The following is a 26,611-nucleotide window of genomic DNA, read 5'->3' as shown; positions in this document are numbered from 1 at the left end:
TCGCATATTTAGTATCTCCTAAATTTTGCGATGGGTTTCTTACACCTTCATAATGATAATATATAATCTTATAAAATAGGATGTGAACATGTATGAATGAAATCAACTTTCCAAAATACCCTATCATAAATAACTTGATCAAAGAATGCGATATGAGTGAAGATGCTGATAATATCCTTTGGTTAAAGAATAATCAAAATGAAGCATCTGTCCTTCTGGCGGAGATGCATCTGATGTGTTTAGCTGGTCTAACTAATAGTATTCCATTACGGAACCGGTCGAAGATAGCAGCAAATTGTTACTACTCCACCGTTAACAATCAAGTCCATATTTTTGCCTCTGAACAGGCATTAGGAGATCTTGGAATGAGAGAAAATGATCTAGTATCATTATTCACTCATAAAGATATCCATGGAAGGAGTCTACAATGTATCGAATGAGAAAGAATGCCCGTAAGTTATACCGAAATGTTGTGAAATTCATCGTTCTTGTATCAATCTTAATTGTAGCTAAAACATTAATGAATAACTATGTCACAATTCCTTTTAAAACCATAAGCAAACCAATTGAGTTGAATAACATAAAACTGATTGAATTCAATAACAATCTCAGCTTATGGTTTAAAATGTGGGGTATACCTATATTAATTATTTTGCTTCTTACTATTGGTCTAATCAAATTTGTACCCCAATATAAAAAAAAGAAACGTTTGAAACTTTCGAATATACGAAATGTCGATTCAATGACCGGTGATCAATTTGAAGACTATCTAGTTTTCTTATTTCAATTCATGGGGTACAAAGCAAAAAAAACAAAGAGAACACGTGATCATGGTGCAGATGTAATTATTAAGTTAAACGGGGTAACAACGGCCGTCCAAGCGAAGAGGGAGAAAAGTAAGGTTTCTAACACTGCTGTACAACAAGTTGTGGCTTCCAAGGCAGTATATGATGCGGAAGAAGCGTGGGTTGTAACAAATTCCTATTTTACAGAGCCTGCTAAAGAATTGGCAAAGGCAAATAATGTACAACTTTGGGATCGAGACCGTCTTATAAGAGAAATGGTTAAACTATATACACGATAATCTAATAGTCGAAGAAAGTAATAAAAGCCCTAAATCTTAGTTTATGGGCTTTTTAACTTCATAATTCCGTTCCATACACTTAAGTTGAATAATAACCTCTTAAGTGTTTTTTTGATTTCTTCTAGATTTCCACGTTAGTCATACATAATTGTGGATTTTCAGAAATACATGCGATAAATACTTGAACTATTTGTTCATCAAATTGAGTACCTGAGTGCATCTGTAACTGAGTTATCGCAGTATCTTTATCCATAGCTGGTCGATAAGGTCTTGAGGTCGTCATTGCATCAAATGAATCACAAATTGCTACTATACGTGCTGCAAAGGGTATGTCGCTACCTTGTAACCCTAAGGGATAACCATTTCCGTCAATCCTCTCATGATGATGACGCACAATATCACACACACCTCTGATTGATAGTTCATGTATTTCTTTAACAATATCAAATCCGAGTTCAGGGTGTTTTTTCATTAAATTAAATTCATCGTTACTCAATCTATCATTTTTTTTCAATATTGTTTCAGCTACACCGATCTTTCCTACATCGTGTAACAATGCCCCTAAATAATTATTCTTCACTTCTTCATCACTGAGTTGGAGTTTTTTACTTAACACTAAAGTGTATCGAGCTACATTTAAAGAATGTAATCCAGTGTATGGATCTCTTGCATCAACAGCCTTAGAAAGTGCAGCGATTGTGTTAGTGAGCAATGCGCTAATTTCACCATCTTTATTTGTAAGCTCGATACCTAACATTTTAATGTGATCAGCTTGTTTAGTAAGCGTATCTTGAAATTGTTCTAACTCATTCGCAAGAATTCCTAATTCATCGATATCATTAGTTTTGAATGTATTCTGAAATTTCTTCGTCATATATACATTCTCCATAATGTTCATTAATGGCTTTAGCAGTATTCCCGCAAATGAGTAGGTTAAGAGTGATAAAACGATAAATAAGGCACTGGAAATAGATAAACTTCTAAATAAAAGTTGTAAATCAATATTATTTTCATTAAATAAAATAATGAATAGAAATATAATAAGAGAAACAATTCCGGTTGCTATTAAACTAAATATTCCTGCAATTTTTATTCGTAATACCATGTAAAAAATGTCCTCCTCAACAAAAAAAGAACCCTAACAGGCCAAAAAATGCCATTAGTGGTTCTTCCACATGATTTAGTATTTGATTATTTATTATTATATCAGAATGTTATTTTTTTTGAAATAACCCACTTGCAAATTTAACATACTCTCAAAAATGTAGTATTCTTTTTTTAGAACGAGATACCAATTTCCGTTCAAAACATAACGAGGTGAATATAGAAATGAACAAAACAAATTTAATAACACAAGTAGCTGAGATAACAGGGTTAAGTAAGAAAGATTCTACGAAAGCAGTTGACGCTGTATTTGAGAGCATATCTGGTGCTTTACAGAACGGTGATAAAGTACAGATCATTGGATTTGGAAATTTCGAGATACGTGAACGCAGTGCACGAAAAGGTCGCAATCCTCAAACCGGGGAAGAAATTGATATAGCTGCTTCTAAAATTCCAGCTTTTAAACCTGGTAAGACACTAAAAGAAAGAATAGTATAAAACCACTGTCCGTCAAATTATGTGTTAATTGCTGAAGATCTTGAATATGATTAAATAATGGGGTATCTATTAGTGACACTCCATTATTTAATGTTATTCCAATTAGGTTGAAAACTATACATAAAAAAATTCCTCTTCGCGCTACTGGATGGGTAATGCTACATAGAAATAGGTTCATAGAGACGCTTGTTTCAATAGATACTAAACCATTGATATAAATGGGAAGGGATAAACACGGGTCTAGGACCTCTGTGCTGCAAGCGATGGTAGACGATGTTTGTTAGCGGTCATGAGACCATAGCTATTAGATTATCTTCGTTGGTTTCATAGCCGAATGACAAATGGCTTACTTGAAGGTATTAATGGTCTCCGGGGATTTCAGCCATTAAACGCACAGCCCAAGCATCAAAATCCAAAGTGAAATGCGACAACGGACGTGACCACTTCACTGGAATCATCGTGATCTTATTGCATCTTTTGCAATGGTTCGGGGAACACGAGCATGGATATAGGTTTTCCATTTCCAAACATCGAGATGGCGCCACTGCTTTTTCTCTGCATCGTAGGCCTTGCAAAGTGTTCCACAATGCGGACAGGGAAATAGCGCTCCACGTTCAAAGTCTATAAATAAGTGCCACGCTTCTTCTTGCGGGTCATGCTCAATATCCACTAAATACCATGTTTCTTCCAAGTCTAACATGAACTTGAACACATCATTCATTAGATTATCTTGCTTGCTTAATGGGGCCCACATATACTATCCCGCCTCGTAATATTCTTACTAGACAGTATGGACACTTTCAAACTTAATTTTCACCCCTGACATAGATGTAATAATGGAAATATAAAAAATAAATTAGATTTTTGATTATCCGAAAACAGTATTGAGAATGTGAAGAATCGTTAGCAAAAATAAGTTTACAATTACTGATCTGCTAATAAACGCGAAAAATTAACAGCAAAGATCACAATCTTTTTTACGTGAGCTTATATAAATCAAAATTAAATATTAGATTGATATTTTACATGTATAAAGCAATAGGCAATACACATGTTAACAAAAAAACATCAAATTTAAAACCAAAAGCGCATTAAAAAATAGTGCGCTTTTGGTTTTTAAATAACTAATATATTATTCGTAAGTCTTAAATAATCAGATAACCATCCTCTAAATGAACCTTTTGACCTATTCAAATTTAAATAACAGGTGCTTTGAAAGTGGTTTGTTTTACAAGTTATAGTACTATGTGCGTAATAAAATGATATCTCAGACAACAAAACAGACGATTCGATCACATTTCATATAATCTGATTTTAATATTTGCTATAGTATCAATAACAGAGAATATCAGGTGAGGTGCGGTGCATACATGACAAATACAATAGAAGAAAAAGTATCATTCAACAATTCTCAAATGATAGGTAGTATTCTAACACAGAAAAACTTAAGCCTATACGATCAAATCAAGCTTTGCATAATGACAGATTATTATCCCAAAACGCTTTCCAAACTACCAAAAGGTACTATGGAATTCTTCGTCCGTGATGAAGAATTAGCAATCAATTATCATATAATAAAAAGAGGTCTTCGAGAAACACCTTTGACTACTCGGGGTATGTCTAGAGATAATTTGAAAACATTTTTATTGCTTATCGAAGATTGTGTTACAGCACAACCTTCAATCGAATATGGTACCATCATCATATACTATGAAATCACGGAAAATGGAGATATCGATGGAGCAATAGAATTCAAAACTCAGAATAATCATCGCCGTAAATAATGTTCAGCTTTTTTTCATAGGTAAAATCGGAGCAAACGAATCTAAATAATATTTTTTTGTTAGTGGTACTTTCTTATCAAAATAATTTAATTTGATAAGAAAGTTTTTTGGTGACATTGGATCAGGATGTATTGCTAGTAGATGAGTTAAGTTAATAAGACTACTACGATTAGCAAAAACAATATTCTTAGTACATGATTCCTTAATTACTTTTAATGGTGTACTTGTCTCCATAATAGAACCGTCTTTCAAATAAACATCTAATTTATTTCTAGAAGTTTGATCTTTTAAAATAAGAACGATCTGATGTTCATTTATCGTAAAATTTCGATAATTACCTTTTAAAGTGAGCCAATTAATGTTATCCTCATTTTTTGTACCTAGTAATATTTGTGAATGCAATTTCTCTTTAGCCTTAATGACTGCCTTTTCAAATCTGTTAAACATAACAGGTTTGGTTATATAGTCTATCGAGCCATACTCGAAACCGGCTAGAAGATGCTCTGGATTGAGCGATCCAGTAATGAAGATAATTACAGGCGAAAGTCCCGCCTCTGTTATTGATTTAACAGCAGTTATACCGTCTATACCCTCAAGACCAATGTCTAAGAATACTATATCTGGTTTGTGTAATTTAGTCATCTCGACAAGTTTTAAGCCCGAAGAAACATCTGCAGCAATGACAAGATTTAAGTCGTGGGCATATTTTTTCAATAATATCATCTGATGGGGATCGTCTTCTGCAATGATAACTCTAAATTGGTGTTCCAATACTTTTCACCTCCTTATTCGCAAACTATATTCTACCACTAAAATATGCACCTCCTTCATCAGTAATTAAATATATGAGTTTCCGCAAATTAGTTATAAGCACATAAGTGTAAGAAAGGATCCACCTTGGTGTACTTATACTCTTACAATCTAATAAGTTCTACGATTTTTATATAGTAATTGGTGCGATTGTTTGTATATATATTTTAATCATTAGTTACCTTGACTTTTGAACTCTCACAACTATAATAAAAATTAATTGAATACATCAAAAATGCGAAGTACGCATCATCTTTCGGGATAGATGCGTTTTTTTGTTTTTATGAGAGAGAATTGAATTTGTTAATTACTTCAACCAAATATACAAAATAATCAGGAGTGTATGCATGTGTTCAATTTTAAACAAAAGAAGTTTGAAGATTATTGGAAGAAAGAAGTTGAAAGCTTACATATGGATAGTATAGGTCTATTAGAATGGTATCTAATCCAAGAAGATCATGAGTATTCCAATATAAACAGCCATGATATTCAGAGTCGATATTCTGATTTAAGTGCATTTTCCGAAGTATATGCCAAACAAGTACCGTTCCTTAGGGACTCCGATACTGCTAATTTGATGATTACAGAAGTTAACGTTGTATTAGCTGATCTGGAAAGTTACATGACGAAACCACGGATTACTGAAGAAAAGATTGTTAAAGAAGGGAGCTCAATCTCAATTAAGAAGATTAAAAAAAAGAAACTCTAACTAAAAATGACATCACATCCATAATAAATTTGAGCTCCAGGAAATTTCTTGATCAAATCGAATCTTTTCCAATAGAAGCTAAAAAGTACGCTTACACTGCGCTAATTTACACATACTTGTCAGATATTAAAACTATGAAAATATATAACGTTAAATACCTTTCAGAAATATCTGAAGATTTGCTTATACTTCCAAGTGTGATTGCAACTGGATTGTTAAATTTTGATGAAGATGAATTTTGGAAACCAATTTTGTCTAATCACTCCACTACCAAGACCTTTATTGTAAAAAGCTTTATTACAGGTTTGTCTAGATATATATGTATGGAAAGGTCGTAACCAAGCAGCACTATAATAATGATTTGATTTATTAAAATTCAAAAGAGAGTTCCCTAAGAGTTAATAACGACTACTCATAGGGAACTCTCCTAATAGTATTAGTTCTTGATATCAATAATGGCATTGAATTTTGTGATTACCTCATTTGAGGATATTACTAATTTACCATTATTTTTCTCTAGGATAGAAGTGACGATGGATAACCCCAATCCAGTACCATTATCTTTGGTAGAATATCCAGGTTTAGTTATAATTTCAATTTGCTCTTCAGGTATTTTCCCACCATTATTGCTAACCGAAAATACGATAGTTGAACCTTCTAAATACACTTTCACGTTTACCTCTGGTATATACTCATAGTCTCTCACTTCTTTTGTAGATATAACAGCATCGAATGCGTTGTCTATTAAATTACTTAGTATACGAACGAGATCGTTTGATTTATATCTGAATTCTTTAATATTTTGAAAATCAATTATTTCATGTGTCATTTTAATTCCATTCTTATTAGCAGAACTGTATTTAGTTTGAAGAAGGGCCATTAATGGTGGGGAAGTTATGTTCAAAAGATCACTAATTTCTAAGGTGTCTTCAATAATTTCATCAGTATATTTTTTTAGTTCGTTATACTCTTTCATTATAACTAATGAGTTTACGGTTGATATTATATTGATTAAATCATGTCTTTGCTGTTTAATGGAGAGATAAATGGCGTTCATGCTATTCTCATAATCGACATGGACTGATTCGACTGCATTATCTCTGCGTCTATTGTAAATTCTGATTAGCGAAGCACACAACACAAGGAACACAGCAGAGCATATAACCATTGCATATACATATAATATAACTTGATCAAACAACACTTTAATCACAATATCATTATCTGATATCAAGCATAATATGTATTTATGGTTATCGATCATTACTGTCATAAAATACTTTTCATAATCAGCATCTCCAGAGTTATCTATGTAAATAACTTTTTCTGTTTCAGCTGCTATATTTAGATATTCTATATCTTGATCGTCTAAAAGAGTGAATGTACCATAGTGCTCAGTACTTGAAAAATTGACAAAATCTCCAGCTGGCTTTTTAAACAAGGAGAATTCAAGCGTTATGGGATTACCTTTATAAAAATTGACAGGATATTCTCCTAAACTATTTAAATGATTCGTGATATCACTGTATTTATTAACTTGAAGTTCATTATCCAATAAAGATAACTTTAAACTATAGTCCATTTCTGGAGAAGAATATTCATAATATTCTACGTCGCTATCCTCTGAATATACGAGATTATCATAACTATCGGTTAAAGATATTGCAGGTTTGTCTATTATATGTAAGATGTCAATATTATAAAGTGATTTCAAATAATCAATTTTTTTTAGGTTAATATCTGTAGATTTATTTCCTAGCTGATTTGAAACGATTGTGGTGGTAAGCTTCACCTGATCAGTAATAAGCGCCTTTACCGCTATATCGGTATTTTTCACCTGAGTAATATATTCAGCTGCGTAATCGGCCGCTAAATACATTCTTTTATCTGCTTCCGATATCAATGCATTTCTTGTAATAAAATAATAAGATATATTCGTAACCAGAAAAATAAATATGATAAGAATTAATGCAGTTAATGATAATCTTATACCTTTAACTTTCATAATAGTATGCGCCCCCATTGAATAGTCATGATGTGATCAAAGAACTATATAAAACTATATTTGTTTGTTCAAATATTAGTATACGACATTTAGTATAAGTAGGAGGAGTGAATTATGAATATCCAGCGAATTTTAACTCAAGAACTTCAAAAAGTATTCCCTGATATAGTTTTCTTTATTGATAAGTACGATAGTTTTTGGCAGTGCTCATGGACAGATGGGCCACTATCCAAACAAGTTACCCATTACTTCAATGGAATATTTCCTCTAACGACACTATATCCGATATATTCATCAATTGACATTACTGAAGGCTTTGAATATTATTTTAGACAGAATGCACTATGTATTCGGTTAATTAGATATCTTTCACCCGAGAGAGAACGCGAACTTCAGAACTTCATAAAGAAAGAAGAGTTATCTCAATCTATTACTATGCCTCATCAAGTCTCGCAATATGAAGAATATATGATAAGAAATTCTATCATATCAGGTTACCGGTTGAATATTAATGGTAACTATTACCATTCAATTCAAGAAGATGGTAACTTCTCAAGCATCATAAATACAATTGAACTTAGTAAGAGACACCAACGATTTAAAAATTATGACTCTAAAGATAGACTAATGCTTAGTGTTCTTTTGAAAGTTTATGGGGAAAATAGGTTAATTGAGTTATTAGATGAAGGGCAAGACACCATAGATGAAATATTTGAAACCACTGCTTTTGTGATTTATTCTGATCAAGATAATAATACATCGGAAGGAGCTGATAAACATTGAAATTAATTTATAATTTCGCAAAGGAACGTGACAATCAAATTCTTTTGACATTACTAGGCATTTACGCGTGTATAATGATTGCTAGGTTCTTTAGATTAGCATAATAGTGTTACCTTCTTAATGTCTAAAAGAAATGTAATGATTTTAACGTTATAATCCGTTATAATTAAAACAATCAAATATGTTTATCATGCGAAGCACGCATTAACCCCCTCGGGTTTTTGCGTGTTATTTGTTTTACCTTTAAAATGATATTAATACAACTTGATCAACTTCTATGAAATATAAATACGGGAGAAGTGATTTCATGAACACATTAAGAGATTTAATTAAAGCTGACCAACAATTTAGAAATAAGGTCATGGTCATTGGTTTTATTGTAATGACTATTATTTCATCACTATCTTTTATTGGCACGATTCTAACTAACAGAATAATCCTAGCAATTATTCTTGAAACCTCAATGTGTATTTTTATGCTAGTGTGGCATATTCGAAAGCAGAATGCGAAATTCCTTCAATATTTCGCTTTACTTTCTATTTCGATAGTACTTGTTTTCTTCACTCAATTATTGCCTGATTATAGTAACTTTTCATTTGTTATCTTATTACTCTTAGTTGGAGCAATGAGTAAGGACATTAAAGTGTATTTATGTTCAAGTGTTATAGGAGCAATAGCTATCTATTATATGTTAGTCTATCAAAAAGATGTAATGAACGTTTCTAGTTCTAATCAATCATTGTCTTACAGTTGGACTGGTATTGTACTCAATGATATTGTCTATTTTGCAATACCTGCGATTGGTTTGTACTGCTTTTTATATGGAGATAGATTACTAAATAAAAATATATCTCAGGTGCATTATAAAACAGAAGAATTAACTAATGATCTACTACATAACAAAGATGTTATTGGAACTCAAGTCAGTGAAATTTCTAAATATATTGAAATTGTGGACGATGTAAGTAAAAACCATAATACTTCTTTTCAAGAAATGAGAATATCAACAAGTGAAATGGGATTAACCTTCAATGAACAAACAAATAGTATTTTCGATATTAGCGCAGCAATGAAGGAAAGTGAAGTGAAAGTGAAATCGCTTGTTTTATCTATTGAAAGAGTCAACCTACAAGTTCATGAAACTTCAAGAGAAAGTGAAACTGGCAAACATCTCGTAAATGAAGTGAATAAAGTTGTAAATGGCTTGCTTGATATATTTGAAGCACTTTCACTTAACATCAGCGAATTACAGAGTTACACGAATGAGGTTATTAATATGAACGACAAGGTTTCAAATATCGCTAAATCCACAAAGATTTTATCTATTAATGCTTCTATAGAAGCAGCCCAAGCAGATCAATATGGCAAGGGATTTGCCGTAGTCGCTAATGAAATTAGAAATCTATCCGTACAAACAACTTCTTTATCAAGTGAAATTAGCGACCGAATATTTAAAATATCAGATAGTACTGCTAATACAAATCATTCTTTACATCTCTCGAAGAAAGAATTAGTACTTGTAAAAAGTTTGGTTGACCAAACAACAAGTGTTTTCTCAAATGTTGATACTTCCATCAATCAGGTTTCAGAAAAGACATTTGAGATGAATGACGCTGCAAATATTATTGGAAATAGTGTGTACGAAGTTGGAGGATCACTAGAATTGTTTTCGACTGCACTCGAACAAAATACCGCAACAGTGCAGCAACTCGTTTCTACAGTTGAAACTCTAGCTCATCAAAATATAGATGTATCAAATGGATTCGAGAAGGTGACTCACTCAATTCGTGCACTACAAAACTTATAGGAGGAGAGAAAATATGATGTTTAAGAAATGGCGTAAGGCAGGATTGTTTTTGATGGTTGTTGCATTAATGATGGTGAGTATACAGGTGGTGTCTGCAAAATCGCCTGTTTCAAAACCACCGGCAAATAATAGTAAAGGGGAACAACCACTTTCAACAACTTACGATGTTGAAAAATTATTCACTCTGTTTGAACCTGGATTTATGAATGATAATTTCAAAAGCATGGACACTATATTACCATACAATGAAATTTTAACATCGGCTAAGAAGAAGCATCAATTCAAAGAAAAAATCCAAGATTTTTCAAAGCTTAATTACCAATTTGAAGGGGAAACGCATTCCCTAACAGAACTTCATGAAAAGACAGAAACAAATGGTATGATAGTAATTAAAAAAGGGAAAATTATCTCAGAAAGTTACTACAATGGCTATAATAAATATTCAAAGGCCACTTCTTGGTCTGTAGCGAAATCATTTCTTTCTGTTTTAATGGGTATTGCAATAGACGAAGGTAAAATCAAAAGTATCAATGATAAAGTAACAAAATACGTACCTGAATTAAGAGGTACTGGATACGATGGTATTACTATTAAGCAAGTCTTAGAAATGTCATCAGGCGTACAATTTAATGAAGATTATACTGATCCTAACTCTGATGTTAACGTCTTGATACCTTATCTGTTCTTTGAGAATGGCAGCATCGATGAATATGTAACTTCACTTGTTAATGAGGATACTCCAGGTACTCACAAATATAAGTCAATTGATACTCAAGTCGTTGGTCTTATCTTGAAGAAAGCAACAGGCGTACCTGTATCCAAATATTTAGAAGAAAAGCTATGGAAACCATTAGAAATGGAAAACAATGCGTTTTGGGGAAAAGAGTTGCAAGGAAACGAAGTGACTTTTGCTATGCTCAATGCGACATTACGTGATTATGCAAAATTTGGTGAACTTCTTCTGAATGACGGAAAATATAAAGGCAAGAAAATTGTATCAAAAAAATGGTTGGTAGAATCCGTTACTCCTAGTAGAGCTGAATTGCTTCCAGGTGCCGCTGATCCTTACTTTGGTTACGGCTATCAATGGTGGATTCCACAAGGAGCAAAGTATGGTCAAGAATTCACAGCAATTGGTATATATGGCCAATACATCTACGTCAATAAGAAGGAAGATGTTGTAATAGTGAAAAACAGTTCAGATCCTGGAATTATCGTTAACGATCCTGAAACGATTGAAGCTTTCCGAGCTATCGCTAAAGCAGCTAAATAGAAATATAATACCATGAAAGATAAATGCCCTCAGAAGGATTCAAAACCTTCTAAGGGCATTTATGTTTTATTGTTCAAATAGCAGCTTTAATATTATTAGTATATCCACTTAATTATATTCCTATACTTTAATAGTGAATAGAGGAGACGAATGTTATTTTTACACTAAATGGGCTGGAGAAGTATTTCTGTATATACTGGTAGATAATGAACAATTCATGCAATTTGTTTATAGATCAGGTTTCTATGAATTTCAAAATATCAATCCAGAAGATTAGTAACATAATGAATAAAACAGTCCATTAAAGACTGTCTAAGGGGAGAGGAATATCATGATTATCGTTACATACAAAATATTAAGAAAAGAACTTGAATCCGAAGGGCAAGTAGAGATTGCGGATGATGAAATGATAGGCTTGAATGAGCAAGAACAATTTGAAGAAAAATATGCATGGATAACCTCCAAAGAAAAGGAATGGAATCAACTAGAAATCCAGCTCTCAGCTGTAGGTGTGATAGCCTCTACAGGTCCTTATCTCCAACGACTGCAAGCAAAGTAGTGAGAGCATCCAAATGACGGTTGACAGCCTCTACGGAGCCATAAAAGCTTTTCATGTCTATGCACAGTACTTTATGATTAGGTAATTTGCTGTAATCCATATATGTGGAATCCCCTTCCATGTAAAGAATAAAGAACATTTGTTCTATTATATCACGAAGTGGTGACGGTAATTCAACTGGAATATATTCACTTAACAGAACAATTCTATTTATTTAAAAATAGTTAGTAATCGATATTTTTGGCTACAAAAATTAGTTTTGTAATCAATTTTGAATAAAAAATGAACTTTGAAGCCATCCTAATTTAAAAAATGAAGGTGGTTTTTACTATGCACACAATCTGGAAAGGTAACGTAACTTTTGGACTAATTAACATTGGAATTAAACTGCATAGCGCAATTGAGGACAAGGATATCAAGCTTAAAAACTTACATAAAGATTGTCTAACTCCAATCAAATACCAAAAAGTATCGCCTGACTGCTCTGATAAAACCCTAACGGATGATGATATCGTAAAAGCCTATGAGTACGCTAAAGATAAATATATTGTTATAAACGACTCTGAAATTCAGGGATTGAAAAAGGAATATGAAGTTAAGACCGTGGAAGTTGTGGACTTTATTAATTTGAATGAAATTGATCCTACTTATTATAATAATACGTACTACTTGGCACCTGAAGAAGGTCAATCGCGCGCGTATTCGCTACTTAGAAAAGCTTTGAGTGATACCAATAAGGTTGGTATTGCTAAAATATCAATGAGATCCAGCCAGCAACTGGCAGTCATTAGAACATTTAAAGATGCTTTGATTTTGGAAACTATCCATTACCCTGATGAGGTAAGACCAGTGGAAGGACTTAATCTGCACAACGAGACAGTTGACGAAAGAGAGCTTGCTGCTGCTAAAATGTTAATCGACCAACTGACAACATCATTCGAGCCCACCAAATATAAAAATGATTACAGGACTGCGTTGATGAATTTAATTGAGTTAAAAGTAGATGATGAGGAGATAGATATACCACTAACGGTTGAGCCTAAAACAGATAACGTAATGAGTCTCATGGATGTCCTACAAGCAAGTATTGATCAAATAATGCCTATAGCGACCCAAAAAGAGTCAGCTCCAAATAAGCCCAAAAGAAAAAGGGCACCAGCAAAGAAAAACAAAACTGTGTGATGGACTTTATACCTCCAATGCTGCTAGATGTGCGCACCGATCCGTTCGATTCGCCTGATTTTATATACGAACCCAAGTCAAACGGAGTTAGACTAGAATTGATAAGTGCTGATGGGATTAAATTAATAACACGACACGGAAATGATGTAACTATAAGTTTGCCTGAGATCACAGCATTGAATGTGGACAGTGGTATTGTGCTTGATTGCGAGTTAGTTTGTTATGATGCGAACAACAAAAAGAAAGAAGACTTTGAGGCTGTCATGACCAGAATTATGAGCAAGAGAGAAATAAGCATTAAAGCATCAATCAAACAACATCCGAGTACTCTTATTGTATTTGATATTTTAAAATTCAAAGGTACATCCGTAATGAACTTGCCTTTACTGGAGCGCAAGGAAATACTCGATAGAGCTGTCGAAGATCAACCTCATCTAACAAAAGTTATATATCTACCTCAGTTCGGAAACGTACTATTTGACATAATAAAAGAGAATGAATTAGAAGGTATGGTTGCTAAACGTATAGACTCTCACTACCAGGAGGGTAAACGACCGAAAAATATTTGGTACAAAATTATTAATTGGCAGTACTCGGACTGTGTTATAACGGGATACAGAAAAGGCGATACTGGTTGGTACTTAGGGATTGAAAATACCGAGAGTATAGACCGAGTGGGGATGGTCGAGTTCGGCATATCCCCCAAACAGAAAAAGGAATTTTACAATATAGTTAAGGGATTGACGACAGGGGAGAATGAAAGAAGTGTATGGATTAAACCTGTACTCCATTGTAGGGTCAAACATAGAGGATTTTTGAAAAGCGGAAACATTATGACTCCGGTATTTATGGATTTCATTTGAATTCTACAAGCCCACAACCTATATGATGGTCGGTGGGCTTATTTTGTCTTTCTTTTTCTTTACATATGCTGGTCCATATTTTTCATTCCATTTTTTATTTTTAAGATCACGCTTGCAGTCATCCGAGCAGGTAAGTTGCCTATTTACTTGTGTATAGGTATTTCCACAAAAGTCACAATTGCGATCTCCAACCCTACGTAGATCATTGCGTATAGGATTTATCGTTTCTTTATTAACATGGTAAAAGGGAAGGGATGTCTTACGATCATGTTCCAAGGCGTGTATAGGTTGACATTCTTCACAAAATCGTTGCAGACCAGCGTTTACATTGTAATCCTTATTACAACGGTCACACTTGTCTAAGCTACCGATCTTACGCACCAACCCCTTGCGAGCTCTAGCCTTGTATTCAAGACCTTGTACTCTTTGTCGTTCCGTCCTACATACTGGACAATAGTAAGCACGTGGACCGCCTTGAAACGTTATCCCACAGCTTTCAGCTCGACACACTCTATCTTGCATGACATTTACACTCCTAATGACTCAATAACCGCGATCCGTTCAGCAGCTGTCCATGCTTGAGCTTTGTCGTGCAAGGTTTTTCGTTCATCGTTTGTACCAGTTGCAGCATCCATAACGGACTCGTGCATGTACTTAATAGTTACCGTCGATAATACCGACCCCGTAACAACTTCTCCTAAAATCATTTTCTCAATATCGGTAACCTCTGGTGCAGGTGTAAGGCGCATAATTAAATCATAACGCTCTACGACATCGCCCAATCGTGCGGAAAACTTGCCGTCACGGCCTTTTGCCTTGCCGCAATCTTCTGCTAACTTTTCTAACGGTGGATTCATCCAAATTTGCTTTCTGCTCATAGCCGTTCCTCCTTAAATTATAGGAGAGCCGAAGCTCTCCGTGTTAAACGCTATCCTATTAAAATGTTTTCTTCACACATAGTGCGTTGAGCTAGTTCTTTTAGATCAGCCATCGTAACTTTGTCCCAATTGGTGTTCATGTTGTGTCCCTTGCTTGCGAGCTGCACGATGTTCTTGTCAGAATATTCGTCCCAGCTATTTCCGTCAGCATAAATGTTCGTCCAAACTTCGCCAGTGCCATTGTTTAGATAAACTCTCGCTCCGCCTACATGGTGGTTAAAATCCCCGACAGCCTTTTTAATTCCAGTAATTTTTGTTTGTTTAGTCATTTCAATCTTCTCCTCTTGTCGCTACGCTAGGCTAGCGAACTCAGTTTTAGTAGCTGGGAGTATGTCTCCCTTGCTCTGATATAAATATAACACAACTACACACTTAATGAAATACTTAATTACAATCTTTTTTTATCTTGTACATATGTGTTAGACAATAATATTGTTATAGATTTGAAATGACTAAGATGAAAGAAGATCCAGGAGAATTTTTTCGGTCTTAGTCCTTCTTATGACTCGTCGTCTTCTCTAACAAGAAGAAGACTACTTCATAATAGAAGTAGTCTTCATTCTTATACCTGGATTTAAAATGTCGTAATAGACATATACCTTAATTAAGTGGTGTATCAGATACACGAACAACAGATATTATAAATACACAAAAATTATTCTGATTTTACTTCGTAAACAGTGATTTCACCATTAATTTTTTGTTGGGCTATGTCACTATTATGCCAAATTTCTACAAAATAAGTCCCTTTACCAACATCTGACCAAGTACCTACGTAAGTACCTTCATTAGGGCCATACGGAAACTCTAATGTTCCGCAATCGATACTAGGCCAAATGCCGTTTTTCTTTTTTAGTTTAATTTTGTACATACCAGATGCACTATTAGTCACCGGAACTGCCCAACTATTGATTTGAATATTGGTATAATTACTTGCAGTAAAGGTACCTGATTCAAGTCCATCGTAGGTTACTCCATAAAATGGGTTAGGTCCGTAAATTTTGTTTTCAACCTTGAATAATGATATTTCCGGGACTTTTACAGCTGTACCAACAACAACATCAGTTTTGGTATCAGTTATTGGGGTAGAAATACTCTCAGCAGCACTTACTGGAATTGCAGAAATTAATAATGCGGAAACAACCATTGATGAGATAGCTACGTTTTTGAATTTTTTCAAAATCATTCAAATCAACCTTTCTCTTTTATATTTTGGTATAAAGATACATAACATGGCTATTATATCATATCAAAGTTATATAATGGAAGTTTTAATATAAACCTGTTTATTTGAACTATTAGAAATTTAAAAGAACCCCATGGGCCTATTAAAGCAGTGGGGTTCTTTTTAATAGTAAATAAACGGAAATAATACAACGTACCATGCCATGACGAATTCGATTGAAGTCCTTTGGATAATGATACGACTCGTCGTCTTCTCTATACAAAGGATGACGAATTATGGTAAAATAGAATAGTGGAGGGCGCATTGTACCGTTTTATAAGAATGAAATATTTCGTCGTCCTCTATATTTTAGGGAAGTGAGGATTTTAAATGTTCAACAAATTTTTGGATCAATTCAAGCAACTGGGGAAATCAGACAAGACGATTCAAAATTATGTGAGTACCTGGACTTCATTTGAAAAATGGATGAAAAAAGGTGATCCGTATCTGAAGGATGCTGGATACGCAACCCAAAAAGATATCTCTGATTATAAGAGATACAAGATGCAAGAGGGAGGTCGTGGTGGTAAACCGGCTAAACCATCTACTATGCAGTTGACGTTTGTACAACTTAATGCTATTTTCCGTTTCTTTGCCGAGAACAGTTATATACCAGATAATCCGGTAGGTCCGATTAAAAAGCCACCTGCAGCTCGTCGTATTCCCAAATGGTTAAGTCGTAATGAACAGAATTTGTTTTTAAGAGATCTTCGTGATAATCGTGGTAAAGATATGAAGAGAGACTATGCAATTGTTCTAACGATGCTACGATTGGGTCTGCGTGTACATGAACTATGTGATTTACAGATTCCAGATCTTACTATGAGCGATCGTAAAGGAACTGCATATATAAGAGGTAAAGGTGACAAAGATAGGGAGTTACCCGTTAGTTCGGAGTTACGAGCTGCACTTCAGGCGTACCTGAAGGAAAGGGATAATGACAGTCCTTATTTGTTTGTCAGCAGGCGTTCTCCAAAATTTACTGTACGAGGTATTCAACATATCGTTGAGAACTACCGGTATCGTACTAAGATCAAACATCTTTCTTGTCATACTCTAAGACATACGTTTGGACATGATCTTATAGTTGCAAGAAACGACCTTCAAAAAGTGGCTATGCTTATGGGTCACTATAAAGAGGATGGTACTCCAAATATCCAGATGACGTTGATTTATACGACTCCTGGTGTGGAGGACTTAGAGGCTGCGGTGGAGTCGATCAGTTGGACCTAAACGCAGTACGGAGATTAGTAAACGATACGAGGTTACGAGGTTTAGGGTTACAAGCTGAAGGTGATGGCGATTTAATTAGTTGAGTATGTTATTCAGCATACCTGGGATGCACAAAAGGTTTTAGCTTCTAGGGATTATATCCTGAATGTACTTCAATGAATAGGGAATGTTCATATAAATTCTAGATTTACAATGTGAAAGAGAGTGGTTTAAAAAATGAGAAATACTTTAAGAGTAATTTTAAATTTATTGGGTATATCTTGTATAGTTCTATTCGTAGCTACAACCCTAATGTTTTTTCTGTCTAATTCATTTGGTGATTATATTGGATTAAATGCTTTTTATGCTCTTGATCTATTTTTTTTCTTAGGAGGTGGAATATTTCCATTTATAGCAGAACGACTCGAAAGATAAATCAATATAATGTAATCTAATTCAATAAATATATCCGTTCATATGGAGGAGTCAAATGACGAACTTTTTAATCTAAAGAATGGTGGGACAGAAAATGAAACTTTACGAGAAAATCCGTGACATGAACCAATCGGGTTTCATCGCAAAAACATTGTCTGATATGGACTTGCATGCAGAGTCCGAATCAGGATTCTGGACGGTCGGAATTGTAGGAGAAAACCTAATCTACCGCGACGAAGAAACGGCAGATCGTGATCGAACAGAATTTCTGTTAGCAATGATTCCTGGGACAGTGGAGGAATGCCGCGATCAAATGATTGCTCTTGAATTATTTTCACAAACTTGATGCACAGTACAAAAATAAAGCGTAATAATAGTGGCAAAAGATCTTTAAACGATGCAACCAAAGGGTGATTATATGATATTTACAAGCAATGAAGAAAGCCAGTTCTTCACGAAAAGCGAGTACGAATTCATTGGGCATGATTTTCACTTTGAAGCCCTGAGAAAGTTAACTTCTCTTAAATTTGCTGAAAAAATAAAAGATTCATTACATCTTGTTTATATTAAAAAATTCACCTTTAAAAAGGGTGAGGATCATTTTTTCTTAAAATTCTACGCTGAAGATGGTATTGAAAAGGAAAAGTTCGTAGTAATTTCCGCTTATCACAACAAAGCTGAATATTTTTCCATTGATGTTATTGATAATAGGACATTTAGCGATTTGGGTTTAGATATTATTCTTTCAAATAAATAAATAATGTAAGAGAGGAAGATTATATTATGAAATTTGTAATTGGAAATAAATATGATGCGGTAGTAAACGGACAACTTTGGTCCTTTGAATTTGATGGTATGGATGAAGATGAAGAGGATGTTTATATCATTACCTGGATGAGTGGGGAGTGCGAAGGTCTACATAAAACAGAAATCGAACCTCTTGTTGAAGAGGCAGAGGTTTTGAAAGCTGCAGGAGTAATTTACCCATGTGGTGGATCCGAGGAAGAACAGTATAAAGCGTTATTTGCACTTATTGAACAGCCTACATATTTTTTTGCGGGACAAGAGGTTCCAAAGGCTGTTGTTCTTACGGATCACTTTGCACCGGATGGATATACTGGAGGAAGAAACTACTTAGACTTTACATACGAGAAGACGCAAAAAATGATAGTTGTAACATCTGGTGTATCGGATGCAACACTCCCTGATTGGATCGCCCAAAGATTTGATGTATTAGGGATTATGAAGGTTAAGGACAAAGGTAAGATAGTCTGGCAGATTAGTTTAAAATAATTGGCCAGTAATTATCGTACCAGCGATTAAAGAGGAAATAAGGATTCCTCAAATGTCAGGTTCCAAAGCAAGATTCAATATATCACAGTGAATAGGAGAGTGTATTAGAATGATTAGCGGAAGCTATGAATATTTCAAAAATGAATTTGAAAATAACAATGCAGATCCGATGTATGATCCAAATGATTTATTGCTATATCTATTACGTGAAATAACATCCAACGAAAATAAGGAAAATAGTGAAGTTGGATTAATGGCGAAGAATCTTATGAAAGCCTTTGAAGAAACAAAATGAATAAATTAGTGTATGGAAAGGTGGACTTCAAATGCTAGAAGATAAGGTTAACTTTGCAAACCTAAAATATTAACACTGCAGCAAATATTATCGTTAAAAAATATATGTAATCGACTTGAAAGATTTCACATGAAAGAAGATCGGAATAGACCTGAAGGTAATAAGGAGTTTTTCTCCAATTATCTCTTGATCCATATATCGTTGAATCCATAAGGTTAAACTATCTTCCTCAATTTGATAAGTTCGGAATACATTCATAGTTGTCTTATTCATTTTGTGAATGCATAACCACAACCTCCTTCTGACTTTGGAACGTTTAAATAATTTAGCCAATCTTCAATATCTCTTTTTACTAACTCCTCTCGTCCTAAACCAGTCGATAAAAGAACAAATACAATTGCCCGATCACGAAGGGGCCGCGCGTATGTCTTCAGCCTATATTATGAGATTTAAAATACTGGGTATATGTCGTGGGTGTCTCGAAGCAGAATTATTAAATAGTGACAACTATTGTGAAGGTTGTTCCAAATAGGCACATAATGCGTAAGGTGGAACCAATTATGAATACGAAGAGCTTCAAAGAACATACGGTGTGTTGGCCGGCAATTATTGATTCGTACAATCAACTGTCACAATCTTGAAACAAAAGGGGAGTTAGATCCTCTCATACTTCATAATGAATATCGTTCATAAAAAGGGGGGTTATCAGTGATTTATGTATTTTTAATCTTGGCAATTGTACTAGTTATATATATTTGTCTAACAGCCCATATGTGGTTAAGACAAAGAAAGTCCCATAAGAATATCTCTAAATATATTCCGATAATTAATTTGCAAAATCGTAATTTAACAGAAAAAATATTGACTGATTTATATCTTAAACTTCAAAACGGAGTGATTAAAATGGAAAATCAAAATCCAATTAAATTGATGCAATACCAAGATGCTTATTATCTATTGAAAGAAAATGATTCTCGATCTATTCCAATCATAAATGAGATTTATTTTAAGTAATACAATATCAAGTGTTCATAAGGAGAAGGTGAAATCATGGACCATTCTGATACAATGTTAAATGATTTGTTGGCAGTGCAAAAAAAGCAAGTGAAATATGGTCTACCTATTGTCAGACAGTCTACTTCGCTTCGTGGCTTCCGGTCGGCGTTTCTGACTAGGAATTCGATGAAGAATTACTTCTTATTGCGAGGGATGTTTTAGAAGAAAAATTGTCTTAATTGGTAAGGGGGATATATATGATGTTGAATTTTGGTTGGATGTTAATTAAGTATCAAAATGAATAAGTCCGTTCATTAGAAAAGAGTGATTATATGAATGTTCGGTTGAAGGTATGCCTGCATAAGTTAGAAGGCGGCATTGTTCTAGCAGGATCGGAATTTCAAGTGGATGAAATTATTAATGATTGGACGATCCCGAATGAACCATTCGAAATATATCAAATTGCTTCTGGTCCAGATGCTGGAAAGTTAATTCATAAAAAACACTGTAAAGTAATTCAATGAATATAACGGTGTGTAATTTACGGTAGAGTTTAAATGAACGGAGGTTTTGCTCATGCCTAATTGCGATTGGGGTCGTCCTTGTAATTGTTCTGATTGTCGGGAGCTTATTGATACGCATGTTTGTCCGAGTTGTGGATTTTCGAATCGAGTCAGCGTTATGAGATCTTCTCGTTGGGTTGATGATTTGAAGCATGGTGGTGGTTATTACGAGTTTGATGCTCCTACTGAGCCGATCAGAGATCAGTTGTTATGACTGTGGTTATTGTATGGAGGCGGTCGGATATTATACGTCTGTAGATAACTGATTCGTGCGGGGAAGATCTGTGCGAGCTGCAGCAAGGTCGAGGGGCTTGATTCGGGACTATCCAGTCGTGTGCAACTCCAAGAGTATGGAGACCGGCAGCTGTGCGAAGAGTGCCTCGTAGACGTTGCGAAGCAGGACAAGCCGGATCCATCGGACAAGGACAGCAAATACGAATTTAATCGAACTCAGCTTGAATGGTCGTTAGTACGTGTCCGGATTCCGTGTACGATATGTGGAAAAGGTCATTTGGTTGCTGTCAGTGAACGATACTGGCGGACGCGCTGCAAGAAGTGTTATTCGCGTCGTTGAAGTTTATCGGTCTCTAGTTAGAAGATTAGGAATCAAAATGAATAATATTTTGTATATCCATATTTTCAACAGTTTGTTATCAGTATTGCCCATTAGAATAGTTTTATACCAAAATAGATTGAAAGGGTGTTTTATATGACTCAATATACGAATGATTTTATTAATGGTCAGGAAGTTCCTCCACTCATAATACAAGATGATTACGTACTAACAGGAACACATAAAGGGTCTGTACATGTTGAGAAGGGGGAGCTAATAATCCGAGGAACTTTACAAGGTTCATTACATATTCTCCAGGATTCTAAAACCACCGTAATTGGCAAACACCAAGGTTCTGTCCATTTAGAAAATGGATCTCTATTAACCATTTTGGGCAAACATGATGGATCTGCTCATATTGGACAAGGTGGTACTGTAATCATAGAGCCACAAGGGAGATTAGCTGGTTCTTTATATAATGAGGGGAAGCTCTACTTGCGTGGTGCTTTTGGCGGATCGAGAAATGGAAATGGCGAATTCATTATTGAAGGAGGAACAATAAAGAGTCCGGTTATCAGAGATGGTATTCAATATTACGAGTGGTGAAATGATTTGGGAGGACATAAATATTTGTCCATATATTGAAGGAGGCAATTTAGCTATGTACTCCAGAAGTAGTTCATTTAGCAATCAACAATTATAAAAGTAAAATTAATAATTCCATTGCAGTGATTCAAAAATTCACAGGTACTAATTGCGAAGTATCAAAATGAATAATTGCGTTCATGAAGGAGTGCCAGTTATGATTAATGTGAATCATCCCGAAGACCGTAAATAAAAAAACTTTAGATAAGTTTAACGCTGAATTGGAATCACTATTAGAAATAATAGAAAACGGAATTTACAACTGAAATGTTTAAGCGCACTAAAAAATCATCTATTGGATCTCATACTGTAGTACAAAATCTAAATGATATTTTAAAATGTTAGACTCACAACATATTGAATAGAGAGGATGTATAACATGTCTGTTATTGGATGGTTTGTCTTAGGTATTGCTTTAATAATCTTTTATATTACTTTAGGTTTAACTAAACGTAAGCGCTAATGTAGTTCGATGAATAGGGAGAGTGCATGTAATGAAACCAATTGGAATGCAGCATGTTGGAATCATGAGAAAAATCAAAAAATATGTGTTTGTAAGGAAAACTATTGATGGATTTTTATTGAGTCTAAGGGGGAACCTTTGACGATGACGACTGGAGTACCGTCGATGTTAAGGGCATCGGAAGAGTATCCTTCAAGTAGTATTAATTCCTTCGAAATTTGGGACGGTGAAAAATTCATACCAGCGATTAAAGAGGAAATAATGATTCCTCAAATGTCAGGGACCAAAGCAAGATTCAATGTATCATAATGAATAAAAATAAAAGGAGTGTATTTATACTATGACACAAACTAGCATTGTAACTACTACCATATACTACAAATCACAATTTAGAGAAACTAAAAGGTCTTATTCGATTCGCCTTGATTATGATCAAAAAGAAAAAGTATCATCCGAAATTAAACAGGAATTAATATCTGCATTCAATCAGAGAAAAATAGTAACGATTGATTTAGGAAAATATGATCAAGAAAACAAATGGAACTCTAATTCCACGACAATTGTTGTTGATATGAGCGAAGTCAAGGAGTATGTAGTTTCGTACACAACTAATTGAATAAGGCGGTGTATTAATGAAAATTGCAATTATCATTTCAATTTGATTGCCAATCACTGTCCAGACTCTTTCTAAAACAAAATATATAAACGATCACCGTCAAGAAGCAGAATCTTTTGAAATCTACTTACCGTATTCGGGCATGCTTCAATTGTATAAAGCGGGTATTGAACAAGGGGATTCATACTGGGAGGATCTTATTAAAAATGAAGATAAATAAGGATACATATTGAATACGGAGATTGTATAGCATCGGGAACAAAATTCACATTAATCTGAGAGGAAGAGAATGAAATGAAAGACTTATTTTTGAATGTGTATGGTACAAACTATACTGCTTCAGGAAAACCCAACATATTAGGGGATTGGCTTCTTAAAGTAGAAACTCCCCGAGGAGTTTTGGATCTCGTTAATTTAGGGAAATTGGTTCCCAAGAACTTTTTAAATGATAAAGAGAGTTCCCAGTATAGCTTTTATATCACTTCAGATGATCTTCCGTTATGTGACTTTTTAAGAGAGCTGTTTGAAAAAAAAGGAATTAGCCTTTCTCTTTGTCAGGTGATGGATATTTGGAGTGAACACTCTGAGGATTTATCTGCTACTTGGTTGGGTTGGGATGGAACTCCATTTGACGAATTGAATGCTATCCGGGAGGAACTGATTTCTGGAGCTAGATCGTCAATGTATAGGAATAATCCGTGGACGAGCTCCTGGAGCTGAAAACTTGATAAATCAAAATGAATAGGAGCGTGTATTATGGAAGCTTATATATGGATTAAAAACGATGGTGAGAATTACGCAGTATATCTAGTTTATAAACTATTTGAAGATCAAAACACTCCAATACGTCAATTTCTCGATGTGATGGATTCCAAAGAAGAAGCAGAAAAATTTGCTCGTTCGTTTACGGGGCTATTAAAAAGCAGTGAAATCCGATATCAGGAAACTTAATGAATATACCGGTTCATCCGGAATGGAGGGATTCTAATGAAAGTCACAATTATAAAATCTATTTATGGGATTGGTAATTATCCTGTTATCCTACTAAACAAGCATGACGGGAGCGAACCTCAGTGCTTCTATCCAAAGGACGGAATGGTCTCAATCGAGTTAATAGAAGAGATAGGCAAATTGCTAAGTGATGGCGCTGTAATTGAATATAACGATAATCCAACAGTGTCGGATGTTAAAAGCATTTAGACAATACATTGAATATGGAGGATGTCTATGAAGTTATTTAATAGAAACAATGAGGATGTAAGAGAGAAAATATTAGTACATATTAAAGAAGCATCAAGTTACTCAAGTTGTTTAAACCCAAGTATACAGAATACTTTGTTGGATCGAATGAAATGGATCGAATGCGAGTTAGACCTCAATAATGTTTCTCTTAATGGAGATGAAAAAGAATATTATTCCTCCATTAAAACTCATTTTAGGACGAGAAAAAAAAGTCACTTGACTGATCGTCAGATCCATTGTTTTCTTTACTGTATGGATCTAATTAAGGAGAAAGAGTATTCTAAGGCGTACCATGAACTATTTGATTTCATTCATGATTACGGAAATAAAGATGGGAAACCTCTTTCTAATATTGAAGTTAAAGGCTTGAAATTACTTGTAGAAGAAGTAAAAAGAGAGCTTAGATCCGCGATTTAATGCTCTTAATCTATAAAGAGAAGACTTAATGCATGAAATAATATGAGAATCGAGCTATATTTCAATGGCTCGATTTAATTCTAAAGAGAAACAATATAATCGAAACATAGGAATAAACTTAATTACGTATAACTCTAGTTGAACGAAATTATAGAATAACGAACAAATGTTTGATATAATAAATGTATCTATTGTATTGATTTAAATTGCATTAAATAATTACATAGTCATTGTATAATACGTAATTCAAAATTTAGTTATAATACATTGGAGGATCCTCATGCACATAGATGAACGAAAGAAATTATTCAAAAAAGCCGAACTTAAAATGACTGAACTCCCATGGTATACCCAGGAGTATATTGAGCGCAGTAAGCGTAAAAAATCACCTCATACGCTTATTAACTACTGTTTTTATTATATTACATTTTTCGATTGGCTTATTGAAGAAGGCCTATTTCAAGGTGATCGTAGAGATATCCCTCTAGATGTACTGGAGAATTTACGCATTTCCCAAGTAGAACGATTCGCTGATTATCTGGCTATTGATCATGGAAATACACCAGATACCATTTCCACTAAATTCGCTTCGCTTAAATCACTGTTCCATTATCTTTCCCAACTATCTGAGGATGAAAACAACTACCCATATTTGAAACGAAATGTAATGATCAAAGTCGAAACAGAAAAAGTTAAACTTACCGTACAGGAAAAAGCTTCACGTATTGAGGATAAGATTTTACTAGATGAAGAAATATTCGCTTTCCGACTCTTCGTTGCTGAAGGATTTCAATCTGTTTGTGAAGGAAATAAGCGCATTTTAAATTCTCACATTAAAAATAAGGAACGTGATTTAGCATTAGTAAGCTTGATATTAGGATCTGGTCTACGAATATCAGAAGCACTATCACTTGATCTAGATGATATGGATTGGTTAAAGGCTAAAGCATCTGTAACTCGAAAAGGTAATAAAAAAGATGCTGTGACGATCAGCGACATTGCGCTCGAGGACCTTCAAGCATATATTGCTGTACGAAAAAGAAGGTATCGTGTCAACGATACTTACCAAGCGATATTTCTCTCATTGCCTACCGGTCCTACTGGAGCTGTCGGTCGGTTAACTGTCAGAGCTGCGCAAAAAATGCTTGAGCGATATGTTGAATCATTTGGAAAGCCCGGACTTTCTATACATAAATTACGTCACACATTCGCAACTAAATTCCATAAAGAGAACAATGATCTAGCTAAATTGAAGGA

The 26,611-nt window shown here is 34.4% G+C and carries 37 protein-coding genes; 29 read left to right on the top strand and 8 right to left on the bottom strand.

All coding sequences use genetic code 11. From position 1 onward, the window contains the following. The first annotated feature begins 134 nt into the window (after nt 1-134). Nucleotides 135-440 carry a hypothetical protein gene (locus AC1TO9_RS14320; RefSeq protein WP_482059534.1) on the top strand — a complete coding sequence of 102 codons (306 nt, stop codon included), beginning with the start codon at nt 135-137 and terminating at the stop codon, nt 438-440. Next, nucleotides 428-1,084 carry a restriction endonuclease gene (locus AC1TO9_RS14315; protein ID WP_482059533.1) on the top strand — a complete coding sequence of 219 codons (657 nt, stop codon included), beginning with the start codon at nt 428-430 and terminating at the stop codon, nt 1,082-1,084. The genes AC1TO9_RS14320 and AC1TO9_RS14315 overlap by 13 nt, the downstream gene beginning before the upstream one ends. A 121-nt stretch (nt 1,085-1,205) precedes the next feature. On the opposite strand, the gene AC1TO9_RS14310 is transcribed toward AC1TO9_RS14315, so the two are convergent. Next, a complete protein-coding gene (locus tag AC1TO9_RS14310) occupies nt 1,206-2,189 on the bottom strand; it encodes an HD-GYP domain-containing protein (RefSeq protein WP_482059532.1) in 984 nt (327 codons plus the stop codon). Between the two features lie 224 nt (nt 2,190-2,413). Here AC1TO9_RS14310 and AC1TO9_RS14305 point away from each other — a divergent pair, with 224 nt between their 5' ends. Then, entirely contained in the window at nt 2,414-2,686 is a 273-nt protein-coding gene (locus AC1TO9_RS14305) for an HU family DNA-binding protein (protein WP_482059531.1), read from the top strand. Nucleotides 2,687-3,140: 454 nt separating this feature from the next. On the opposite strand, the gene AC1TO9_RS14300 is transcribed toward AC1TO9_RS14305, so the two are convergent. Next, on the bottom strand, nt 3,141-3,440 hold the full coding sequence (locus AC1TO9_RS14300) for a transposase family protein (RefSeq protein ID WP_482059530.1): 300 nt from the start codon (nt 3,438-3,440) through the stop codon (nt 3,141-3,143). 616 nt (nt 3,441-4,056) lie between these two features. Here AC1TO9_RS14300 and AC1TO9_RS14295 point away from each other — a divergent pair. Then, complete coding sequence (locus tag AC1TO9_RS14295; RefSeq protein WP_482059529.1) at nt 4,057-4,470, top strand: hypothetical protein; 414 nt, start codon at nt 4,057-4,059, stop codon at nt 4,468-4,470. A gap of 3 nt (nt 4,471-4,473) precedes the next feature. Here the strand turns inward: AC1TO9_RS14295 and AC1TO9_RS14290 are convergent, their stop codons facing one another. Beyond that, a complete protein-coding gene (locus AC1TO9_RS14290) occupies nt 4,474-5,241 on the bottom strand; it encodes a LytR/AlgR family response regulator transcription factor (protein WP_482059528.1) in 768 nt (255 codons plus the stop codon). A 388-nt stretch (nt 5,242-5,629) separates the two neighbouring features. Here AC1TO9_RS14290 and AC1TO9_RS14285 point away from each other — a divergent pair, with 388 nt between their 5' ends. After that, nucleotides 5,630-5,989: a hypothetical protein gene (locus tag AC1TO9_RS14285; protein WP_482059527.1), complete on the top strand. Its 360-nt coding sequence runs from the start codon at nt 5,630-5,632 to the stop codon at nt 5,987-5,989. Nucleotides 5,990-6,425: 436 nt separating this feature from the next. Here AC1TO9_RS14285 and AC1TO9_RS14280 read toward each other — a convergent pair whose 3' ends face one another. Further along, complete coding sequence (locus tag AC1TO9_RS14280; protein WP_482059526.1) at nt 6,426-7,994, bottom strand: sensor histidine kinase; 1,569 nt, start codon at nt 7,992-7,994, stop codon at nt 6,426-6,428. Nucleotides 7,995-8,108: 114 nt separating this feature from the next. On the opposite strand from AC1TO9_RS14280, the gene AC1TO9_RS14275 reads away from it, so the two are divergent. The 6 genes from AC1TO9_RS14275 (at nt 8,109) to AC1TO9_RS14250 (ending at nt 14,461) form a co-directional block, all read left to right on the top strand. Beyond that, nucleotides 8,109-8,777, top strand: a complete 669-nt coding sequence (locus tag AC1TO9_RS14275; RefSeq protein ID WP_482059525.1) for a hypothetical protein — start codon at nt 8,109-8,111, stop codon at nt 8,775-8,777. A 307-nt stretch (nt 8,778-9,084) separates the two neighbouring features. Continuing rightward, on the top strand, nt 9,085-10,584 hold the full coding sequence (locus AC1TO9_RS14270; RefSeq protein WP_482059524.1) for a methyl-accepting chemotaxis protein: 1,500 nt from the start codon (nt 9,085-9,087) through the stop codon (nt 10,582-10,584). Between the two features lie 13 nt (nt 10,585-10,597). Beyond that, nucleotides 10,598-11,857: a serine hydrolase domain-containing protein gene (locus AC1TO9_RS14265; RefSeq protein WP_482059523.1), complete on the top strand. Its 1,260-nt coding sequence runs from the start codon at nt 10,598-10,600 to the stop codon at nt 11,855-11,857. 331 nt (nt 11,858-12,188) lie between these two features. Further along, nucleotides 12,189-12,416, top strand: a complete 228-nt coding sequence (locus AC1TO9_RS14260) for a hypothetical protein (protein ID WP_482059522.1) — start codon at nt 12,189-12,191, stop codon at nt 12,414-12,416. Between the two features lie 330 nt (nt 12,417-12,746). Continuing rightward, the gene (gene ku, locus AC1TO9_RS14255; RefSeq protein ID WP_482059521.1) at nt 12,747-13,598 is read left to right on the top strand and encodes a non-homologous end joining protein Ku; all 852 of its coding nucleotides are present in this window, start codon (nt 12,747-12,749) and stop codon (nt 13,596-13,598) included. Next, nucleotides 13,598-14,461 carry an ATP-dependent DNA ligase gene (locus AC1TO9_RS14250; RefSeq protein WP_482059520.1) on the top strand — a complete coding sequence of 288 codons (864 nt, stop codon included), beginning with the start codon at nt 13,598-13,600 and terminating at the stop codon, nt 14,459-14,461. Before ku ends, AC1TO9_RS14250 begins: the two co-directional genes overlap by 1 nt. A gap of 18 nt (nt 14,462-14,479) precedes the next feature. Here AC1TO9_RS14250 and AC1TO9_RS14245 read toward each other — a convergent pair whose 3' ends face one another. The 4 genes from AC1TO9_RS14245 to AC1TO9_RS14230 form a co-directional block, all read right to left on the bottom strand. Next, nucleotides 14,480-14,983: a hypothetical protein gene (locus AC1TO9_RS14245; protein WP_482059519.1), complete on the bottom strand. Its 504-nt coding sequence runs from the start codon at nt 14,981-14,983 to the stop codon at nt 14,480-14,482. A 5-nt stretch (nt 14,984-14,988) separates the two neighbouring features. Then, nucleotides 14,989-15,339, bottom strand: coding sequence for a hypothetical protein (locus tag AC1TO9_RS14240; protein ID WP_482059518.1), 351 nt, complete (start codon nt 15,337-15,339; stop codon nt 14,989-14,991). Between the two features lie 50 nt (nt 15,340-15,389). Continuing rightward, on the bottom strand, nt 15,390-15,668 hold the full coding sequence (locus AC1TO9_RS14235; protein WP_482059517.1) for a hypothetical protein: 279 nt from the start codon (nt 15,666-15,668) through the stop codon (nt 15,390-15,392). Nucleotides 15,669-16,054: 386 nt separating this feature from the next. Beyond that, on the bottom strand, nt 16,055-16,579 hold the full coding sequence (locus AC1TO9_RS14230; protein WP_482059516.1) for a hypothetical protein: 525 nt from the start codon (nt 16,577-16,579) through the stop codon (nt 16,055-16,057). Between the two features lie 375 nt (nt 16,580-16,954). Between AC1TO9_RS14230 and AC1TO9_RS14225 the strand changes: the two genes are divergently transcribed. The 18 genes from AC1TO9_RS14225 to xerS all read left to right on the top strand — a co-directional run. Further along, nucleotides 16,955-17,857, top strand: a complete 903-nt coding sequence (locus AC1TO9_RS14225; RefSeq protein WP_482059515.1) for a tyrosine-type recombinase/integrase — start codon at nt 16,955-16,957, stop codon at nt 17,855-17,857. Nucleotides 17,858-18,365: 508 nt separating this feature from the next. Continuing rightward, nucleotides 18,366-18,617: a hypothetical protein gene (locus AC1TO9_RS14220; protein ID WP_482059514.1), complete on the top strand. Its 252-nt coding sequence runs from the start codon at nt 18,366-18,368 to the stop codon at nt 18,615-18,617. Between the two features lie 51 nt (nt 18,618-18,668). Further along, nucleotides 18,669-19,028 (top strand): hypothetical protein, encoded by a 360-nt coding sequence (locus tag AC1TO9_RS14215; protein WP_482059513.1) that lies wholly within the window; start codon nt 18,669-18,671, stop codon nt 19,026-19,028. A 26-nt stretch (nt 19,029-19,054) separates the two neighbouring features. After that, nucleotides 19,055-19,564 (top strand): hypothetical protein, encoded by a 510-nt coding sequence (locus AC1TO9_RS14210; RefSeq protein ID WP_482059512.1) that lies wholly within the window; start codon nt 19,055-19,057, stop codon nt 19,562-19,564. Between the two features lie 109 nt (nt 19,565-19,673). Beyond that, nucleotides 19,674-19,859: a hypothetical protein gene (locus tag AC1TO9_RS14205; protein WP_482059511.1), complete on the top strand. Its 186-nt coding sequence runs from the start codon at nt 19,674-19,676 to the stop codon at nt 19,857-19,859. A gap of 1,050 nt (nt 19,860-20,909) precedes the next feature. Next, nucleotides 20,910-21,077 carry a hypothetical protein gene (locus AC1TO9_RS14200; RefSeq protein ID WP_482059510.1) on the top strand — a complete coding sequence of 56 codons (168 nt, stop codon included), beginning with the start codon at nt 20,910-20,912 and terminating at the stop codon, nt 21,075-21,077. Nucleotides 21,078-21,187: 110 nt separating this feature from the next. Next, nucleotides 21,188-21,379 (top strand): hypothetical protein, encoded by a 192-nt coding sequence (locus tag AC1TO9_RS14195; protein ID WP_482059509.1) that lies wholly within the window; start codon nt 21,188-21,190, stop codon nt 21,377-21,379. A gap of 52 nt (nt 21,380-21,431) precedes the next feature. Then, nucleotides 21,432-21,632, top strand: a complete 201-nt coding sequence (locus tag AC1TO9_RS14190; protein WP_482059508.1) for a hypothetical protein — start codon at nt 21,432-21,434, stop codon at nt 21,630-21,632. Nucleotides 21,633-21,752: 120 nt separating this feature from the next. Next, on the top strand, nt 21,753-21,992 hold the full coding sequence (locus AC1TO9_RS14185) for a hypothetical protein (protein ID WP_482059507.1): 240 nt from the start codon (nt 21,753-21,755) through the stop codon (nt 21,990-21,992). Between the two features lie 135 nt (nt 21,993-22,127). Next, the gene (locus AC1TO9_RS14180) at nt 22,128-22,577 is read left to right on the top strand and encodes a hypothetical protein (RefSeq protein WP_482059506.1); all 450 of its coding nucleotides are present in this window, start codon (nt 22,128-22,130) and stop codon (nt 22,575-22,577) included. Nucleotides 22,578-23,223: 646 nt separating this feature from the next. Then, the gene (locus AC1TO9_RS14175) at nt 23,224-23,388 is read left to right on the top strand and encodes a hypothetical protein (protein ID WP_482059505.1); all 165 of its coding nucleotides are present in this window, start codon (nt 23,224-23,226) and stop codon (nt 23,386-23,388) included. Between the two features lie 31 nt (nt 23,389-23,419). Then, nucleotides 23,420-23,695, top strand: a complete 276-nt coding sequence (locus AC1TO9_RS14170; protein ID WP_482059504.1) for a hypothetical protein — start codon at nt 23,420-23,422, stop codon at nt 23,693-23,695. Between the two features lie 46 nt (nt 23,696-23,741). Beyond that, nucleotides 23,742-23,915 carry a hypothetical protein gene (locus AC1TO9_RS14165; RefSeq protein WP_482059503.1) on the top strand — a complete coding sequence of 58 codons (174 nt, stop codon included), beginning with the start codon at nt 23,742-23,744 and terminating at the stop codon, nt 23,913-23,915. A gap of 74 nt (nt 23,916-23,989) precedes the next feature. Beyond that, nucleotides 23,990-24,415 carry a hypothetical protein gene (locus AC1TO9_RS14160; protein ID WP_482059502.1) on the top strand — a complete coding sequence of 142 codons (426 nt, stop codon included), beginning with the start codon at nt 23,990-23,992 and terminating at the stop codon, nt 24,413-24,415. A 36-nt stretch (nt 24,416-24,451) separates the two neighbouring features. Then, nucleotides 24,452-24,646 (top strand): hypothetical protein, encoded by a 195-nt coding sequence (locus tag AC1TO9_RS14155; RefSeq protein ID WP_482059501.1) that lies wholly within the window; start codon nt 24,452-24,454, stop codon nt 24,644-24,646. 36 nt (nt 24,647-24,682) lie between these two features. Next, complete coding sequence (locus AC1TO9_RS14150; RefSeq protein WP_482059500.1) at nt 24,683-24,895, top strand: hypothetical protein; 213 nt, start codon at nt 24,683-24,685, stop codon at nt 24,893-24,895. Nucleotides 24,896-24,922: 27 nt separating this feature from the next. Continuing rightward, nucleotides 24,923-25,354, top strand: a complete 432-nt coding sequence (locus AC1TO9_RS14145) for a hypothetical protein (RefSeq protein ID WP_482059499.1) — start codon at nt 24,923-24,925, stop codon at nt 25,352-25,354. A 280-nt stretch (nt 25,355-25,634) separates the two neighbouring features. Further along, the coding region (gene xerS, locus AC1TO9_RS14140) for a tyrosine recombinase XerS (protein ID WP_482059498.1) at nt 25,635-26,611 on the top strand (977 nt) is incomplete at its 3' end.

The organism is Paenibacillus sp. Y916, assembly GCF_056786435.1.
This window is presented reverse-complemented; position numbering and strand designations above follow the sequence as displayed.

Coding starts and splice junctions, on each gene's coding strand:
- AC1TO9_RS14180 (WP_482059506.1), top strand. CDS start 22,128: ATGACTCAATATACGAATGATTTTATTAATGGTCAGGAAGTTCCTCCA.
- AC1TO9_RS14160 (WP_482059502.1), top strand. CDS start 23,990: ATGAAAGACTTATTTTTGAATGTGTATGGTACAAACTATACTGCTTCA.
- AC1TO9_RS14145 (WP_482059499.1), top strand. CDS start 24,923: ATGAAGTTATTTAATAGAAACAATGAGGATGTAAGAGAGAAAATATTA.
- AC1TO9_RS14295 (WP_482059529.1), top strand. CDS start 4,057: ATGACAAATACAATAGAAGAAAAAGTATCATTCAACAATTCTCAAATG.
- AC1TO9_RS14245 (WP_482059519.1), bottom strand. CDS start 14,983: ATGCAAGATAGAGTGTGTCGAGCTGAAAGCTGTGGGATAACGTTTCAA.
- ku (WP_482059521.1), top strand. CDS start 12,747: ATGCACACAATCTGGAAAGGTAACGTAACTTTTGGACTAATTAACATT.
- AC1TO9_RS14250 (WP_482059520.1), top strand. CDS start 13,598: ATGGACTTTATACCTCCAATGCTGCTAGATGTGCGCACCGATCCGTTC.
- AC1TO9_RS14310 (WP_482059532.1), bottom strand. CDS start 2,189: ATGGTATTACGAATAAAAATTGCAGGAATATTTAGTTTAATAGCAACC.
- AC1TO9_RS14220 (WP_482059514.1), top strand. CDS start 18,366: ATGAAACTTTACGAGAAAATCCGTGACATGAACCAATCGGGTTTCATC.
- AC1TO9_RS14260 (WP_482059522.1), top strand. CDS start 12,189: ATGATTATCGTTACATACAAAATATTAAGAAAAGAACTTGAATCCGAA.
- AC1TO9_RS14215 (WP_482059513.1), top strand. CDS start 18,669: ATGCAACCAAAGGGTGATTATATGATATTTACAAGCAATGAAGAAAGC.
- AC1TO9_RS14305 (WP_482059531.1), top strand. CDS start 2,414: ATGAACAAAACAAATTTAATAACACAAGTAGCTGAGATAACAGGGTTA.
- AC1TO9_RS14265 (WP_482059523.1), top strand. CDS start 10,598: ATGATGTTTAAGAAATGGCGTAAGGCAGGATTGTTTTTGATGGTTGTT.
- AC1TO9_RS14300 (WP_482059530.1), bottom strand. CDS start 3,440: ATGTGGGCCCCATTAAGCAAGCAAGATAATCTAATGAATGATGTGTTC.
- AC1TO9_RS14175 (WP_482059505.1), top strand. CDS start 23,224: ATGACGACTGGAGTACCGTCGATGTTAAGGGCATCGGAAGAGTATCCT.
- AC1TO9_RS14235 (WP_482059517.1), bottom strand. CDS start 15,668: ATGACTAAACAAACAAAAATTACTGGAATTAAAAAGGCTGTCGGGGAT.
- AC1TO9_RS14150 (WP_482059500.1), top strand. CDS start 24,683: ATGAAAGTCACAATTATAAAATCTATTTATGGGATTGGTAATTATCCT.
- AC1TO9_RS14200 (WP_482059510.1), top strand. CDS start 20,910: ATGGACCATTCTGATACAATGTTAAATGATTTGTTGGCAGTGCAAAAA.
- AC1TO9_RS14195 (WP_482059509.1), top strand. CDS start 21,188: ATGAATGTTCGGTTGAAGGTATGCCTGCATAAGTTAGAAGGCGGCATT.
- AC1TO9_RS14210 (WP_482059512.1), top strand. CDS start 19,055: ATGAAATTTGTAATTGGAAATAAATATGATGCGGTAGTAAACGGACAA.
- AC1TO9_RS14280 (WP_482059526.1), bottom strand. CDS start 7,994: ATGAAAGTTAAAGGTATAAGATTATCATTAACTGCATTAATTCTTATC.
- AC1TO9_RS14270 (WP_482059524.1), top strand. CDS start 9,085: ATGAACACATTAAGAGATTTAATTAAAGCTGACCAACAATTTAGAAAT.
- AC1TO9_RS14315 (WP_482059533.1), top strand. CDS start 428: ATGTATCGAATGAGAAAGAATGCCCGTAAGTTATACCGAAATGTTGTG.
- AC1TO9_RS14275 (WP_482059525.1), top strand. CDS start 8,109: ATGAATATCCAGCGAATTTTAACTCAAGAACTTCAAAAAGTATTCCCT.
- AC1TO9_RS14190 (WP_482059508.1), top strand. CDS start 21,432: ATGCCTAATTGCGATTGGGGTCGTCCTTGTAATTGTTCTGATTGTCGG.
- AC1TO9_RS14155 (WP_482059501.1), top strand. CDS start 24,452: ATGGAAGCTTATATATGGATTAAAAACGATGGTGAGAATTACGCAGTA.
- AC1TO9_RS14170 (WP_482059504.1), top strand. CDS start 23,420: ATGACACAAACTAGCATTGTAACTACTACCATATACTACAAATCACAA.
- AC1TO9_RS14225 (WP_482059515.1), top strand. CDS start 16,955: ATGTTCAACAAATTTTTGGATCAATTCAAGCAACTGGGGAAATCAGAC.
- AC1TO9_RS14240 (WP_482059518.1), bottom strand. CDS start 15,339: ATGAGCAGAAAGCAAATTTGGATGAATCCACCGTTAGAAAAGTTAGCA.
- AC1TO9_RS14205 (WP_482059511.1), top strand. CDS start 19,674: ATGATTAGCGGAAGCTATGAATATTTCAAAAATGAATTTGAAAATAAC.